The sequence below is a fragment of the Vibrio sp. 10N.222.52.C12 genome (genome assembly GCF_041474215.1).
Classification (GTDB): domain Bacteria; phylum Pseudomonadota; class Gammaproteobacteria; order Enterobacterales; family Vibrionaceae; genus Vibrio; species Vibrio crassostreae_C.
On the sequence record NZ_JBFRTR010000098.1, the window covers coordinates 12324 to 24468 of the forward strand.

The 12145-nt window shown below is 47.6% G+C and carries 20 protein-coding genes and 1 pseudogene; 2 read left to right on the plus strand and 19 right to left on the minus strand.

What is annotated here, in order from left to right:
* Positions 1–278 precede the first annotated feature (278 nt).
* From AB4623_RS17550 to AB4623_RS17630, 17 genes are all read right to left on the minus strand, one after another.
* On the minus strand, positions 279–476 hold the full coding sequence (locus AB4623_RS17550; protein ID WP_372147048.1) for a hypothetical protein: 198 nt from the start codon (positions 474–476) through the stop codon (positions 279–281).
* A complete protein-coding gene (locus AB4623_RS17555) occupies positions 473–883 on the minus strand; it encodes a hypothetical protein (RefSeq protein WP_372147049.1) in 411 nt (136 codons plus the stop codon). The genes AB4623_RS17550 and AB4623_RS17555 overlap by 4 nt, the downstream gene beginning before the upstream one ends.
* The gene (locus AB4623_RS17560) at positions 880–1359 is read right to left on the minus strand and encodes a M15 family metallopeptidase (protein ID WP_372147051.1); all 480 of its coding nucleotides are present in this window, start codon (positions 1357–1359) and stop codon (positions 880–882) included. Before AB4623_RS17560 ends, AB4623_RS17555 begins: the two co-directional genes overlap by 4 nt.
* Positions 1356–1796 (minus strand): hypothetical protein, encoded by a 441-nt coding sequence (locus tag AB4623_RS17565; protein ID WP_372147052.1) that lies wholly within the window; start codon positions 1794–1796, stop codon positions 1356–1358. The genes AB4623_RS17560 and AB4623_RS17565 overlap by 4 nt, the downstream gene beginning before the upstream one ends.
* The gene (locus tag AB4623_RS17570; protein ID WP_372058676.1) at positions 1793–2692 is read right to left on the minus strand and encodes a hypothetical protein; all 900 of its coding nucleotides are present in this window, start codon (positions 2690–2692) and stop codon (positions 1793–1795) included. The genes AB4623_RS17565 and AB4623_RS17570 overlap by 4 nt, the downstream gene beginning before the upstream one ends.
* Entirely contained in the window at positions 2689–3633 is a 945-nt protein-coding gene (locus tag AB4623_RS17575; protein ID WP_372147054.1) for a hypothetical protein, read from the minus strand. Before AB4623_RS17575 ends, AB4623_RS17570 begins: the two co-directional genes overlap by 4 nt.
* Positions 3614–3820, minus strand: coding sequence for a hypothetical protein (locus AB4623_RS17580; protein ID WP_016787082.1), 207 nt, complete (start codon positions 3818–3820; stop codon positions 3614–3616). Before AB4623_RS17580 ends, AB4623_RS17575 begins: the two co-directional genes overlap by 20 nt.
* Entirely contained in the window at positions 3820–3957 is a 138-nt protein-coding gene (locus AB4623_RS17585; protein WP_016800772.1) for a hypothetical protein, read from the minus strand. The genes AB4623_RS17580 and AB4623_RS17585 overlap by 1 nt, the downstream gene beginning before the upstream one ends.
* Positions 3958–3967: 10 nt before the next feature.
* Positions 3968–4237, minus strand: a complete 270-nt coding sequence (locus AB4623_RS17590; protein WP_016787084.1) for a hypothetical protein — start codon at positions 4235–4237, stop codon at positions 3968–3970.
* Positions 4238–4246: 9 nt separating this feature from the next.
* On the minus strand, positions 4247–5068 hold the full coding sequence (locus AB4623_RS17595; RefSeq protein WP_016787085.1) for a major capsid protein P2: 822 nt from the start codon (positions 5066–5068) through the stop codon (positions 4247–4249).
* A gap of 11 nt (positions 5069–5079) precedes the next feature.
* The gene (locus AB4623_RS17600; protein WP_016787086.1) at positions 5080–5211 is read right to left on the minus strand and encodes a hypothetical protein; all 132 of its coding nucleotides are present in this window, start codon (positions 5209–5211) and stop codon (positions 5080–5082) included.
* A 106-nt stretch (positions 5212–5317) separates the two neighbouring features.
* Positions 5318–6037: a hypothetical protein gene (locus AB4623_RS17605; protein ID WP_372147055.1), complete on the minus strand. Its 720-nt coding sequence runs from the start codon at positions 6035–6037 to the stop codon at positions 5318–5320.
* Positions 6006–6494 (minus strand): hypothetical protein, encoded by a 489-nt coding sequence (locus AB4623_RS17610; protein ID WP_372147057.1) that lies wholly within the window; start codon positions 6492–6494, stop codon positions 6006–6008. The genes AB4623_RS17605 and AB4623_RS17610 overlap by 32 nt, the downstream gene beginning before the upstream one ends.
* A complete protein-coding gene (locus AB4623_RS17615) occupies positions 6484–6951 on the minus strand; it encodes a hypothetical protein (RefSeq protein WP_372147059.1) in 468 nt (155 codons plus the stop codon). The genes AB4623_RS17610 and AB4623_RS17615 overlap by 11 nt, the downstream gene beginning before the upstream one ends.
* Positions 6941–7180 carry a hypothetical protein gene (locus tag AB4623_RS17620; RefSeq protein WP_137001653.1) on the minus strand — a complete coding sequence of 80 codons (240 nt, stop codon included), beginning with the start codon at positions 7178–7180 and terminating at the stop codon, positions 6941–6943. The genes AB4623_RS17615 and AB4623_RS17620 overlap by 11 nt, the downstream gene beginning before the upstream one ends.
* Positions 7181–7709: 529 nt before the next feature.
* On the minus strand, positions 7710–8303 hold the full coding sequence (locus tag AB4623_RS17625; RefSeq protein WP_372147061.1) for a hypothetical protein: 594 nt from the start codon (positions 8301–8303) through the stop codon (positions 7710–7712).
* A 16-nt stretch (positions 8304–8319) separates the two neighbouring features.
* Positions 8320–8481 carry a hypothetical protein gene (locus AB4623_RS17630; RefSeq protein WP_017093600.1) on the minus strand — a complete coding sequence of 54 codons (162 nt, stop codon included), beginning with the start codon at positions 8479–8481 and terminating at the stop codon, positions 8320–8322.
* Between the two features lie 129 nt (positions 8482–8610).
* Between AB4623_RS17630 and AB4623_RS17635 the strand changes: the two genes are divergently transcribed.
* Positions 8611–8883: a helix-turn-helix transcriptional regulator gene (locus AB4623_RS17635; RefSeq protein ID WP_136984324.1), complete on the plus strand. Its 273-nt coding sequence runs from the start codon at positions 8611–8613 to the stop codon at positions 8881–8883.
* Between the two features lie 877 nt (positions 8884–9760).
* Positions 9761–10249 (plus strand): annotated as a pseudogene (locus AB4623_RS17640) (GGDEF domain-containing protein); the annotation flags it as partial.
* A 546-nt stretch (positions 10250–10795) separates the two neighbouring features.
* On the opposite strand, the gene AB4623_RS17645 reads toward AB4623_RS17640, so the two are convergent.
* A complete protein-coding gene (locus AB4623_RS17645; RefSeq protein ID WP_004731009.1) occupies positions 10796–10948 on the minus strand; it encodes a YoaH family protein in 153 nt (50 codons plus the stop codon).
* 41 nt (positions 10949–10989) lie between these two features.
* Positions 10990–12144: a conjugal transfer protein TraF gene (locus AB4623_RS17650; RefSeq protein ID WP_017069084.1), complete on the minus strand. Its 1155-nt coding sequence runs from the start codon at positions 12142–12144 to the stop codon at positions 10990–10992.
* Position 12145 lies beyond the last annotated feature (1 nt).

The following is a 12145-nucleotide window of genomic DNA, read 5'->3' on the forward strand; positions in this document are numbered from 1 at the left end:
TTAGACAGAAAAACTCTGCATTTAAATACTGAATCTTTCTGTTTATTCTGATTTATGGGGAGGGATTATAACCATTAAACCCATTTATAACAGTAATTTAAATCATTAGCTGTAAAACTAGGTGCTAAGGGTGCAGCCCCTTATAGGTGAGATGTAAAAAGAGCCACTTTTATAGCAAAGTGGCTCTTTTGATTGGTGTGAATTATCAGCGTTTCTTGTAGCGTTTTCGTGTAGTGTTCGCTCTCACCACGCGCCCGTTTTTGAGCGTGTAACCTTTCTTAAGTTGGCCGTTTGGTCGGCGGCCTTTGCACTTGTGTCCTTTCATTCGGTATCTCCAGTTTTCGTATCCGGTGCTCTTGGTCTTGCTGCACTCGCTTTATCCAATTGATGTCCGTTTTCAGAGCTGTAATCGTGCCGAGGCTTGAGACTCCGCCCGTCAGAAGTGCAATCAATAATGTGCTGAGAAGCTTCATCATTTACCCTTCCATCTCGTTACGTAAAACTCGAGGAGATAACGCACCATCGCGCGCATGCCTAGCGTGTCGACGATGACTGCACCCACCACAAACCAATACGGATTCGGGATACGCTGCAGCGCGTTAAAGCCTTGCTCAACATAAGGGGCGTAATTGGGAATAAACGAGAGGATGAGCGGCACAAACACCACTAAGAGAATGAACTCGTCTTTGAGTCCCCGCTCTCGAATGCTGACTTCATCGAGACTACTGGCCTGCTCTTCACCATTCTGCAGTCGACGCACCCTCGCCTGATGCTTCTCACTCTCGAGTTCATCTTTGCGCTTAAGCGCTTCGGCTCGGTTTTGGTTGTGTTGCTTGTACGCCGCCACGCCACCGGTCACGAGATTGAGTAATGCGCCAATCATGTGTACACCTGACGACTTAATTCAATGTGCGGACCGTCTTTGAGGCTTTTCCAATCGCCGCCCCAGACAATCGCGACATTCAGCTCTCGAGCGGCTTGTTTAAACGCTCGGCTGATGGCGGCGTAATACTTAAAGTCCCACGTGACTTTGTTGTTCTCGTCGTAGGCCACAAAATCGATCGCATGGCCTGATTGGTGCCGGCTAAGACGTTTCGCCCCATCGAGCTGGCTCAAGCCTTCTTGATAGAGCTGATATTGGCGTTTCGCGGTGCGTAGACCTTCCGTGATGCCAAAATCATACGGTGACAGCTCGAGTGCTCGACGTACAACCTTTTTCAAGTCGCCATGCACGCCCAACATGCGGGTTTCGCTACGGGCAGACAGCACAAAGTCGCTGACCGTTTCATCAATGGTTCGCTTATTCATAAGGTACACTCCGGCCAGTAAGCCACTGGCGAGTAACATTAGCCATCTCATTCGCCCTCCGATTTCACAAGGAGTCTCGAATGCAGCGTAACGCTAGCATCAACGTGGAAGACGGTGATCTCAAGCTTGGTCGCGGCTTTTGGCTTGATAAGAGATATTGGATAGCCATAACGTTGATTCGCAGCAAAATACAGAAAGAGCAAACGCCCCGATACGTTGGTATCGTTGGCAGTCAAAAACTTGATTTGGACGACGCCTTCCTCTGCCGGAAGCGAAAACGAGTTTCGGCGCTGGTTGTGTGGCGTTGCTTGCTCAAGTTTATGGCGGTTAATACTCAAATCGAGCAATTCAAGGTGGTTGGAAAGCGGAAACGTCGCCTCTCGATTTGAGTGGACCATGAATTTTATCTGATTGTCGTGTTTCGCTTCCACGTTCAAAACGCCATCATTAGCGCTGACAATCTCAGGATTGGTTAACGACAGCATCATAGCGCTTCTCCTACTTTAAGGCGGTCGCTCGCGGTGCCTTGCAAGCTCACGGCTTGATTGGTGTTGAGCGTCAAATGTCCGCCCGGACGTAACTCCAAGAAACCTTGCACGATGACCGTGCCTTCATTGGTGGCCAGAGCTTGTAAGATGAGTGCCTTTCTCGCGCTTTTCTCTCGAATGCGTTGATAGCCTCCCGTCATTAACAAAGTGCCATTGCCAATTCTGGCGAACGTCACGCGCTCTGGATCCGACGTCACTTTCAATTCGGTGTTGGTGATGGTCGCTTGCACGTCCAGTGACGCGTTCCCAACCTCGACATTCACCGGTTGTTGGATGCGCTCAATGGTTAACGGCCGTGTGATTTGGTCGATCGTCACCGGCTCGGCCACTCGATTGACATTAACCGGCGTTTGAACCTCACTAATCGTGGTAGGTGTTTGTATTTCTGATATTTTAACCGGAGTGACAATGTCACTAACCTTGACGGGCTCACGCACTTTTTGAACCGATACTGGCGTTTCAATCTGCGCCACACGCACCGGCGTTTGTACTTCACTGACCTGTACGGGATCTTGCACTTTTCTCACGTGCACCGGCTTTTCAATTTCACTGACCAACAGCGCGTTATTGACGCTGATTTTCTGCGCCTTGGTCATGATCAATAAATCCGACACTTGATACTCAAACGTCACATCGACAGACTGATGATTGTTCAGCTCGAGCTTGTCAAAGGCAGACACATCGACGGTGTCACCCCCGAAGATCTCAACGGGACGCATGGTATCGCCCTGCAGCAGTAACGAGTGCGTGGTATCACGCAAGATAAGGTACTTACCGGATTGACCGGCGTTAAACGTCAGCGTGTGATTGGGCTCGAGTGTGTGGGTCTGTTTCATGATGCGCGCCTTGTCATGACCACCCCAATGGTGACCATCGTGCCGATGATCCCAAGGATGAGAGAGAGTTTTTTCAACGTAGAGTTGTCGGATTCATTGGTGCCCGTTTGCTCTCGCGCTTTCGCGTTGTTGGCTAAGGCAATCGCCGCTTTGGTGGTTTCGGTTTGTTGACCGGCCATCGATTTGATCGAATCAATGGCGTATTGACTGACTTCGGATTGCTCTTCTAGGGCTGACGTCCCAAAGCCAAAGGCTTCGTCGACGGTGTTATCGACCACACGCAACGAGTTATCGACCATGTTCAATGAATCCCCGACCACTGATTCATTGACTCTTAACGCTTGGGTACCAAAATCAAACGCTTCTTCGGCGGTACGTCCCGCAATGGCCATCGCGCCATGATCGGTCATGGTCAAATTGATGTCCGAGTCACTGACGCCCGACAGCATCACACCGGTATTGTCGCCCCCGACCGCCGCACTGCTGCTGGTGTTTGTGGTCGTCGTGGTGTTGCTTTGACGACTTTTCGAAGAACTTCTTCCACCCATATCCGCTAACCTTATTTGTAAAACCCGTTCATCGCCGTGGCGTTCAATTTCCTGAACCGGTAACTTCAATCGTCTTGCAATGAATCGCTTGGCACCCTCACGATAAAAATGCGCTCGCACCGAATCAAAGCCATGCTGTTTGGCATGCTCGACGGCGGCCAATGTGCCGGTAGCCATGTCGCCCGCTAACCCCACCACAACCAGCTCTTTGGTGTGGTTTTTCAGCCTTTCACCACGCAGCAACATGACAGTGTCACTTATTTGATACGTTGCCTCTAAGCCTTTTGTGACTTGGGTTTGTGCGTGTTGGTAATAGTCTCTCAGTGCTGGTTTTAGCCGTTGATGGACGTGCGCCCACTTTGCTGGCTGTAAGCTATCGTTTAGATAACGCATACAAGGCAAACAGCGCCATCAACACAATGAACCACCACGGCATACCGCGTTGCTCACCGAGGCTGATGTGCCCGCCTTCAAACCCACTGTTATTCGTCGTGTTGCCGGAGGTGCCGGACGTAGCGGGGCCTGCTGCGCCGCCTTGAAGGCCACCGCCACCGGTTAAAGATGTCAATGATCCGAGCATCAGCGCCCTCCTTTGAGCCACATCAGTGACGCGACCAACAGCACCACAAGCAACACTTTATTGAGCCCTTTGCCGGCGCTCAGCCCAAACAGGCTGCCGACCCCAAATCCACCCAATCCCCAAAACAGTAACGGCATCACCGTCTCCTTATCGTCGAAACGCCAGCGCGCCCAATATCAAGACCAGCAGCACACCAACCCCACCTCCGACGTACAACATCGTGTTGTCTTTCTGAGGTTGAGCTTGCGGCGTGGTCACCGTATTCCCCTTGTTATCCACTTGAGGATGATTGGGTTGCTGCGTCTTATCAGGGTTCGTGGATTGGTCATTCGTGGGAAACAGCCAGTCGGCGTTTTCCCCGACCGAATCCAATGCGCCCGCGCCAAATTCCAACAGATCATCAAAAAAGCTTTTCATTGGCGCTCCTTAGGCCGCGCCACTCTGCAACATTTCCGGTCGCGTCACTTTCACCGACTCCACCAAGATCGGGATTGAGCCTGGGACATCGGTGGTGGTCACGGAGAATTTCAAGTTGGAGCTGTGCTGCGTCGGAAACAGTTCGTCAATGGAGAACCCACGAACGATCGGGTCAAAATGGAAATACCCGTCTTGCGGTGTGCGCTCATTGCGTTTCGCGTTGGCTTCTGAAATGAAGGTGTTGGCTTCGTACTCTTTGACAAAGTCGCGCTCAATTTCCAATTTGCTGATCTTGTCGTGCATGAAATGCATGCGACGAATGCTGATGAGCGGACTCGCCACCAAGTTGGTGAACTCGTTCTCGCCTTGCGCATTGGCCGGCATGGTTTCGCGTTTGATCATCGGCACCAAGACCCGCATCGCTTGAGAGTTACTTACCCACGCATGCACTTGGATAGACAGTGGCGTCGCGTTGGCCGCCTTGCCTTTGAATTGGATATCGAGGTGGATATTGTCGCCCAGCTCAGTGACCAGACCGGTGTAACGCACCCCATTTTTGGTGCGTGCCACGATGTCACTGAACGGGATCACAAAATGCCCCGCGGTGGTGTCTCGTTGCTTGTAACGCTCGAGCATCAACAGCTCTTCACCGGTCAAGACGTAGATCTCTTCGGCGTTCAGCGTAATGGCAATGCGCTGCATGTCTGCAGCGCTGGCGTTGGTTTCCAGTACCAACTCGTGGTACGTCGGGCCATTAGGGATAGGCAATGTGCCTTTTTGTCCCCACGACGCGCCAACCATCGAATTCAGTTTGATTGGTTTGACTGACATCGTATTCCCCTTTAAAACCAGCCAGAGCGACCCAGCAACTTATCGAGGCCGCCGACTTTATTGTTCACAGCAAAGACGATCGCACCCGTCGTGACCGCCGCAATTCCGGCGACAATCGCCACATTTTTCACGTTCAATCTCATGGGAGTTCCTTTAGAGTGATTGATGCTGATAACGTGGTGTATAGAAAGGAAAATGACCAGAGCCTTGAACCTGTTAGGCTCAAAGTTAAACCTATTAGGTTACCCATCATCGCTTGGGGTAAATTTTCCCTTGTTCCCACTTGCCCAATCCCGGTGATTTGAGGATGTAATCGGCGTACTTTTTGCGCCCTAAATGCTCCCTATCAACACAGCTTTGCAGCCCCAAAATGGACTCGATGGGAATATCGAAATAGTCCGCAATGTACTTAGCATTGCGCCGTGAGCTAACCGCACCGACGTACACATATTTGGATTCATCGAGCACCGTTTTAGGGACTTCTTGCCCACGCTGAAACGTCGCGTGCATCACCAAGCCAAAGCCGCGACCACCCGTCCAGAGTTCACCGGCTAACCCATCGAGTTTTGACGGTGTATTGGTGAACTTGGCCAACTCTTCAATTACACAGTGGAGCTTTTTCGGATGATGGCCATCGCCCAATGACCAGACCATGTTGGCAAACAGTTCGAGGTTCTCTCGAGTTCGCTCTTGCTCAACCAAAGCCAACCGAAACGCGGTCTTTTTCTTCCTCGCAAACCATGCCTTGTGGTAGAACTCATCAAAGCTGTGGCACGCTTGCACGCGGCCACCTTTGAGCGGCGCCTCGAGGTGCTCACTGTACGGATCGAACATCACCACTTGAGACGAACGCTCAATGAAATTGAGCTGACGAATGGCGGTGGTTTTGCAGCTGCCCGTGGTGCCCATGTAACAAACGTGCTCCGCATTGTGGGCGTTATTCTTGTTTACTGGATTCGGGAGCTTCACTGTCCACCTCCTGCGGTGTCTCGGGCTCGGTTGCCTCTTGTGCCTGTTTGAGTTGGCGTACTTGTTTGGCACAACCGCCAATCAAGGTCATCGAGGCCATGGCAAACACAAACTCGCCTTGATACTGGCCGAACCATTTCAAACCGGCGGGTCCGTACTTCTGCAGCATCGGCGACGCGGCGTCTAACCACTGGTTACCGGCTCGGGTGTCGATTTCAAACGGCACATCAAACACACTGCCGACGGTCATCTCCACCACACCTAAGCCGTAAGAGAGCATCATGCGCGCATCTTCTTCCCCGAAACCCAACGGCTCCGGCGAGGCTTCTTGCGTCTCTGACGGCTCGGCCTCGTCTTGCTCTCGGGCTTCACGTAAGGTTTCTACCGCTTCAACGGCTTGTTGGTCGCGTTCATCCAGTTCGTTCTCCACGGGCGTGAATGGGGCTTCATTGCTCATGCGTGACTCCTTTTTTCTTCGTTAAACCAAACCACAACAACGCACAGGTGCTTAACAGCAACAAAAATGACCAGCCTAATCGGGTAGTAACCGGCGCGGGTTGGTTATCGTTGGGTTTGTCGGGATTGCTTGAGCCCTTATCGGGCTTGGTTTCGTTCGGTTTTGGGGGCTTAATTGGGTCAGGCTTTTTATTGATACTGTTTTTATAACCAGCACTGGCTTTATCTGGACTCGATACCATGTGGTTGTGTAACCAATCTTGAAACGGTTTACCCGCGCTTTGATTGGTTTTGCAACTGGGGCAAATGGTATAGAGCTGTCCGAGACGGCGCTTGTTCTTGGGCGGCTCACCGCCCTCGATGAGCTTATGCTCACCCACGGCGTGCACGGTGCAGATCTCATCACAGCCATGCGTTGGGCAGGCAATGTAACCTTTGATGGGATTCTTACTGGCCATGCGTCGCCTCCAGTTCGCACAAGCGAAGATGGAAATTGTTCATGAGGGATTTCAGCAAGTGGATGGTCGTCGCCACCTGTTGGCTGGCTTCTTCGGCCGCTTGGATCGCGACCAGGGGTTTCTTGAAGGTGGGCACGGTGCTCCAGTCCGGAGCGGCTTTTGTCAGTGATTGTTCAACGAGTTCAAGCTCGCTGACCAATTGTTGGTAGTGCTGTTGGTGCATTGTCATTGTGTTGTCCTCTGTCTCACGACGTTGGTGTGTCCCTGTCTCTCGACGTTAACCAATAGATTATAGCAATTAAAAATTCAAACCTAATAGGTTTTGACAATTAAAATTATAATTCGATTTCGCCTTTGCTTTCCTAATAGACCGTCGCGCAGCGACTCCACGGCCATTGAAACAAACGCGTATACCGTGCTTATCGCTATGCTATTGAACTTCTCGCGACACAAGGCTCCAGCTCGCTGGCGAGCTCGATGAGCCGCTTCCTTTATCAAGTTATCCCCGTTTTTCACGGGGTAACAGTAACTGTCCCTTACATCTATCTTTAGATAGATCATTAGTCTTTAGACTATGCGTTGTGATCTCAAAGACTGAATTCATGGAGCAGTTATCGCGCTAAAACACCGTTTAGTGAAATGGTTATCCACAACGGCACAATCACCGCTTTCAATCGATGAAAATTGATGGGAATAAAGACGAAAAACCCCGAAAAATCGGGGTTCAGACGGATCGAGGTACAGTTTGAGCTTTGATCTTAAGGCACTGTGCTGTCATGACGTTGAGTATTACGACGTGCAAACTTACGCAGTAACGTGATCGGTGTGAGAAGATAACGGATGTGTACGCCGGTTGAGGCGGCCATTTTCTTAAGGTTCTTAGTCGCAGCTTGTTTGGCGTTCGCGTAGGCCACGTTTAAGCCGAGATCGCGAAAATACTTGTCGGTGATGCGCTTGATGGATGCTAATCCATACCAGTCGCCATTGAGGTTCTCTCGTGGCTGCTTTGACGTGATCCACCCTCGGTCTTTCGCGTAACTCACGCACTGTTTCACGCGCCATTCCAGTAAGCCCGTCCCTTTGGCCACATTCGCCCACGTACGCAACAAGAATCCTTTCGCCGTCACCACACCCACTTTACAAGTCCGGAATTCAAGTTCACTCACCAAGTAATCCATCACACGGCCAATGTCGGTTAAGAATTGGCGCTGTGTCGATTTGCCTGAACAAGACAGCAGGTAATCATATTGTGAGGGGTTTTCGAGTAACTTTCTCCAGCGATCACGATTGAGCGCGGCCAATGGCCGCGCACTTCTTTTGTATGGGGAACGTTGGTGCTGATTTGTTTTCATCACTCTTTGACGCGCTTTAGGGTCTGTTGTTATGGTTTTTGAACAACGGTTTTTGACGTTCAACGATTTGTCTCAGCGACACAATCACCAATCTGACACTCGACGTTAGCTTGCCTTGTTTGGCCGCTTGCTCCGCTGCCGCTAATGTCTCATCCAGTTTCGATTCTTGGTTATTCATCCCGCCTCCAAACAGTGATATCTCGCTTCACTTCACCCTATACCAAACTATTTCGTATTTAAAATGCGTTTTAGGGATGGAAATGGCGTGAGTTCTAGCTTTTAATCATCTCAAAGGACGTGGACGAACATGCAAGTTATTAACTACACAAATGCACTTTTGAATCGAGTCAAAGCCAAGTACGAACTGACTTCAGAGTACCAATTGGCAAAGAAACTTAAGGTTAGTGATACTAGATTGTACAACTGGAGAAGAGGACTCTCAGGTATGGACTGGGATGTAGCATTCCACATCGCTGATATCTTGGGTGAAAGTGATCAAAATGTCGTGTTTGGCTTGCTGCCTAATAAACAGAAAAATCGAAGAGTAATCAAGGTTTTAAGAGATAACGCACCCGATTAAAAAGGTGCGTTTTCACTTTAACCCCACGTACATAATACGCAGTTAATAATACGTGTAGTTAATTCTAAAGGTAGTATTCTCATCTTTTGTCCTTAAAATCCTTGTTCCAACTGACTCTCACGCTTCTTGCGCCGTTCAGAGTTTTCTTATCGCATTTGAAATCTAATAATTATATGTACGGCCAGCGTCTACACAATTCAATCTTCATTCAGAAAATCTAATTGACGCGAAACTTTGTCCGTCTGGTTTAACTTATATGCCACTTCTCTGTTTGCACTAACGGTTCGCTGCGCTGTGTGCAATTCTTGTAAGCATTGCTGTTGTTTCTATTCCAGATTTCACACACGCGACCAATGTTTCTTATCAACTGCACATGCTTAGCTCTCGTTTAAATCCATCAACTAATAAAGTTCGTGTGTCTTATGTAGACCCGCACACAGATTTTTCAAACCTTCTTAACGATTCTCTCTAGAGTTAGTACTTTGTGTTCAGTTTGCATAGATTCATTACACTTATTGCTGGTACACAACACCGATACTTGGGAGATCCATAATCACGGTTTGCCCTGAAATTACGTTCAATTGGACTTAGGTAGCTTTGGTAATAAACCTAAGAGTTACTTTAAACCCATTGCGCTTAGTTTTTCTTTACTTGTTTTCTCTAACTGATATGCCTGCTTTGAAGTTGCAATGGTGTTACCGCCTGAGATTAGAAAGCTTATAATGTTTATCGACACATGTAATCAATAAGTAAAGTGACACTGTAGCTAGCTGTACAGGTAAAGCTTGGTCCTATGGAACACAAAATAAAGAACCCAAATAACAACTGTATATTTACACAGTTAAATTATTATCCCCTTAAAAACGTTACCTTTCGTATAAATACCGAACAAAAACAACGCTATTTAGGCATATATCTGTCGCTGGGCGCGTATTTTTGCCTAGCAATCACGCTAGTGTCGTTGATCTCTTTTAATACGCTCATGGATAAGAACTACATCATCACACCTGACAGATAGCCTACGCGCGTAAATACGGACAGAGACCACGATGGTGGCACCGTATGCTCATTACATAAGTCAGAAGATGGAATTGAGTTACAGTGTGACTTCGAACAAACCTATAGCTTACCCTTCTGTGAAATTGAGTTCGTTATATCGACCCAAAATAAAGGGCTCGATCTCTCAACGTTCGATTCGGTCACCATCAATATAGAATATGAAGGTCAAGAGGAGCCAAGGTTTCGATTCTACATACGTAACCACGACGACAACTACAGCGCTCAAAGCGACACTATTTCTAACAAGTTCTATCGCTTAGACTTATCATTCCCCAATAGAAAACACATCAATTTAGCATTCTCAAATTGATACGCGCCGCATTCCTTAATCGACTTCTACACAACACCTTACGCCTCGTAAGCTTTTTAAATACTTATTCTGTAAAGCACATATGTGGCAACGAAGCTTGCTCTAAGCGGTGGTAAGCCATTCGCGATATCGGTTTTGAACATTACCGCTGTGGATTGTTTCACTCTGTTCTTAGATAAAATCCTCATTTGTCTGCTTCTGATCATTCATGGATTCTCATCCGTTCAAAATACAAGTCACAACGTCACTAGCCGTAAAAACACCATATATTTAGCCATTTAGACATGGTGACACAAATACTGACACCTAAAGTGGCGATTGTTTTACTTTCAGATCTTGCTGTAATTTAATTACAACTCAAAGCCAAGTAAAGCCTGAGAAGTTAATTACTCTGACGTAACTTGTTGAATAAAAAGTATTTAAGAGTTTTTGACAGGTCGGGATTTAGAGAAACTAAAGAGTAGGTATGTAGGAGATAATATACTAGAGGGTAATATATTTAGTTATAGTGCACTATCGTATTAAAAAAGAAGGGCTGATGCCCTACTCTTCTTTATTACTCATTTCTTCACGGATTTGCTCAGCAACGATTTTGATAGCTTGTGCTGTGCTGATGCCTTGGGTCATCATTTCTTGAATTCGTTCAACAGCTTTCTGTTGTTCTTCGTGAGAAAGGGTTGGTAAGTCGTTTAGCATGCTCTGCTCCTTTATTTAGGAGCAGAACTATATAAGGACTGTTAGTAACTAGCAAGGAAATTGATGGATGCACCCATTGCATTTTCATTCGTGTAGTTAGCACTTAGATCTAGCTGAAACAAGTTCAATGGCGAGATACCAACACCAGCTGTCACTGTACCTTCTGAATCAGAGTAAGCCAGGTTCTTGTAATACCCTCCCCTTAGCTTAAGCTGACGTAACAGGTCGACTTCAGTACCAACACGAATCATCTGTTCGTTGTCTTCGAACGAAGTAAACTTCTCTGCTTCATTCAAATCATAATCAACACTCAACGTAAAGTAATCAGAAACGATCCCCGCACCAACAGTGTAGACAGGCCCCAGGTTATAAGAATGACTCGATGTTACTGTTCTTGTAGCCCCTGTGCTGCTTGTTAGCTGTTGGCTAACGGATTTAGTTTCAATCTCACGGTCTATAATATTCGTTGCAGAAAAACCCACTCTAAATGGGCCGTAAAACCAAAGCGCACCTGCATCAATATTAAATGTAGTTTCCGCGGTGTCGTTTTCTCGAACATCACTTAGATCGTAGTTTTGTGCCGAGGCAATGTAGTTATACGTATAGATTCTTTGGAGTTTTGGAGAAATACCAAACGACAAATGTTGTCCCATGAACGTTTGATATTTTGCTAATGATATACCAGCTTCCATAATGCCAATAGAAACAGCTTTAACAGCAGTTAACTCAGCATTAACCAAGTCACTATTAGCAGCGTCACTAGATGTATCAGGGGTTACAAATGATTCAGTGTATGCTTTTGCAAATACGTTTGCTGCAATATACTGATTTGGTAGAGCGAATGCTACAACACCACCTAAATCAACATTCAGGCTATCACCATTAAGAGCATCTAGATCAGAACCAGTCACAGTACCTGACTCAATGCTGTCAACTAAATTATCGATATCATCAACTAAGTTATTAGGGTCATTATAATTACCGCCAAAACTTGGCGTGATCATTCCCATGTCATCATTACGACGATAAATCGCAACAAGTGCTGGGTTATAGAATGGAGCAGTTAGGAAGTTTGCTGAAACAACACCAACACCACCCATCGCATCACCACGCGCTTCAATGGCGTAGTTTGCTGCTGAAAGAGGAAGACTGGCGAATGCAATTGACGCTGCGAGTAGTTTTGTAGTTTTTTTCATG

Coding starts and splice junctions, on each gene's coding strand:
- AB4623_RS17625 (WP_372147061.1), bottom strand. CDS start 8,303: ATGAAAACAAATCAGCACCAACGTTCCCCATACAAAAGAAGTGCGCGG.
- AB4623_RS17635 (WP_136984324.1), top strand. CDS start 8,611: ATGCAAGTTATTAACTACACAAATGCACTTTTGAATCGAGTCAAAGCC.
- AB4623_RS17555 (WP_372147049.1), bottom strand. CDS start 883: ATGATTGGCGCATTACTCAATCTCGTGACCGGTGGCGTGGCGGCGTAC.
- AB4623_RS17560 (WP_372147051.1), bottom strand. CDS start 1,359: ATGAGATGGCTAATGTTACTCGCCAGTGGCTTACTGGCCGGAGTGTAC.
- AB4623_RS17645 (WP_004731009.1), bottom strand. CDS start 10,948: ATGCTAAACGACTTACCAACCCTTTCTCACGAAGAACAACAGAAAGCT.
- AB4623_RS17600 (WP_016787086.1), bottom strand. CDS start 5,211: ATGAGATTGAACGTGAAAAATGTGGCGATTGTCGCCGGAATTGCGGCG.
- AB4623_RS17550 (WP_372147048.1), bottom strand. CDS start 476: ATGATGAAGCTTCTCAGCACATTATTGATTGCACTTCTGACGGGCGGA.
- AB4623_RS17580 (WP_016787082.1), bottom strand. CDS start 3,820: ATGCTCGGATCATTGACATCTTTAACCGGTGGCGGTGGCCTTCAAGGC.
- AB4623_RS17595 (WP_016787085.1), bottom strand. CDS start 5,068: ATGTCAGTCAAACCAATCAAACTGAATTCGATGGTTGGCGCGTCGTGG.
- AB4623_RS17590 (WP_016787084.1), bottom strand. CDS start 4,237: ATGAAAAGCTTTTTTGATGATCTGTTGGAATTTGGCGCGGGCGCATTG.
- AB4623_RS17570 (WP_372058676.1), bottom strand. CDS start 2,692: ATGAAACAGACCCACACACTCGAGCCCAATCACACGCTGACGTTTAAC.
- AB4623_RS17610 (WP_372147057.1), bottom strand. CDS start 6,494: ATGAGCAATGAAGCCCCATTCACGCCCGTGGAGAACGAACTGGATGAA.
- AB4623_RS17615 (WP_372147059.1), bottom strand. CDS start 6,951: ATGGCCAGTAAGAATCCCATCAAAGGTTACATTGCCTGCCCAACGCAT.
- AB4623_RS17585 (WP_016800772.1), bottom strand. CDS start 3,957: ATGCCGTTACTGTTTTGGGGATTGGGTGGATTTGGGGTCGGCAGCCTG.
- AB4623_RS17620 (WP_137001653.1), bottom strand. CDS start 7,180: ATGACAATGCACCAACAGCACTACCAACAATTGGTCAGCGAGCTTGAA.
- AB4623_RS17575 (WP_372147054.1), bottom strand. CDS start 3,633: ATGCGTTATCTAAACGATAGCTTACAGCCAGCAAAGTGGGCGCACGTC.
- AB4623_RS17630 (WP_017093600.1), bottom strand. CDS start 8,481: ATGAATAACCAAGAATCGAAACTGGATGAGACATTAGCGGCAGCGGAG.
- AB4623_RS17650 (WP_017069084.1), bottom strand. CDS start 12,144: ATGAAAAAAACTACAAAACTACTCGCAGCGTCAATTGCATTCGCCAGT.
- AB4623_RS17565 (WP_372147052.1), bottom strand. CDS start 1,796: ATGATGCTGTCGTTAACCAATCCTGAGATTGTCAGCGCTAATGATGGC.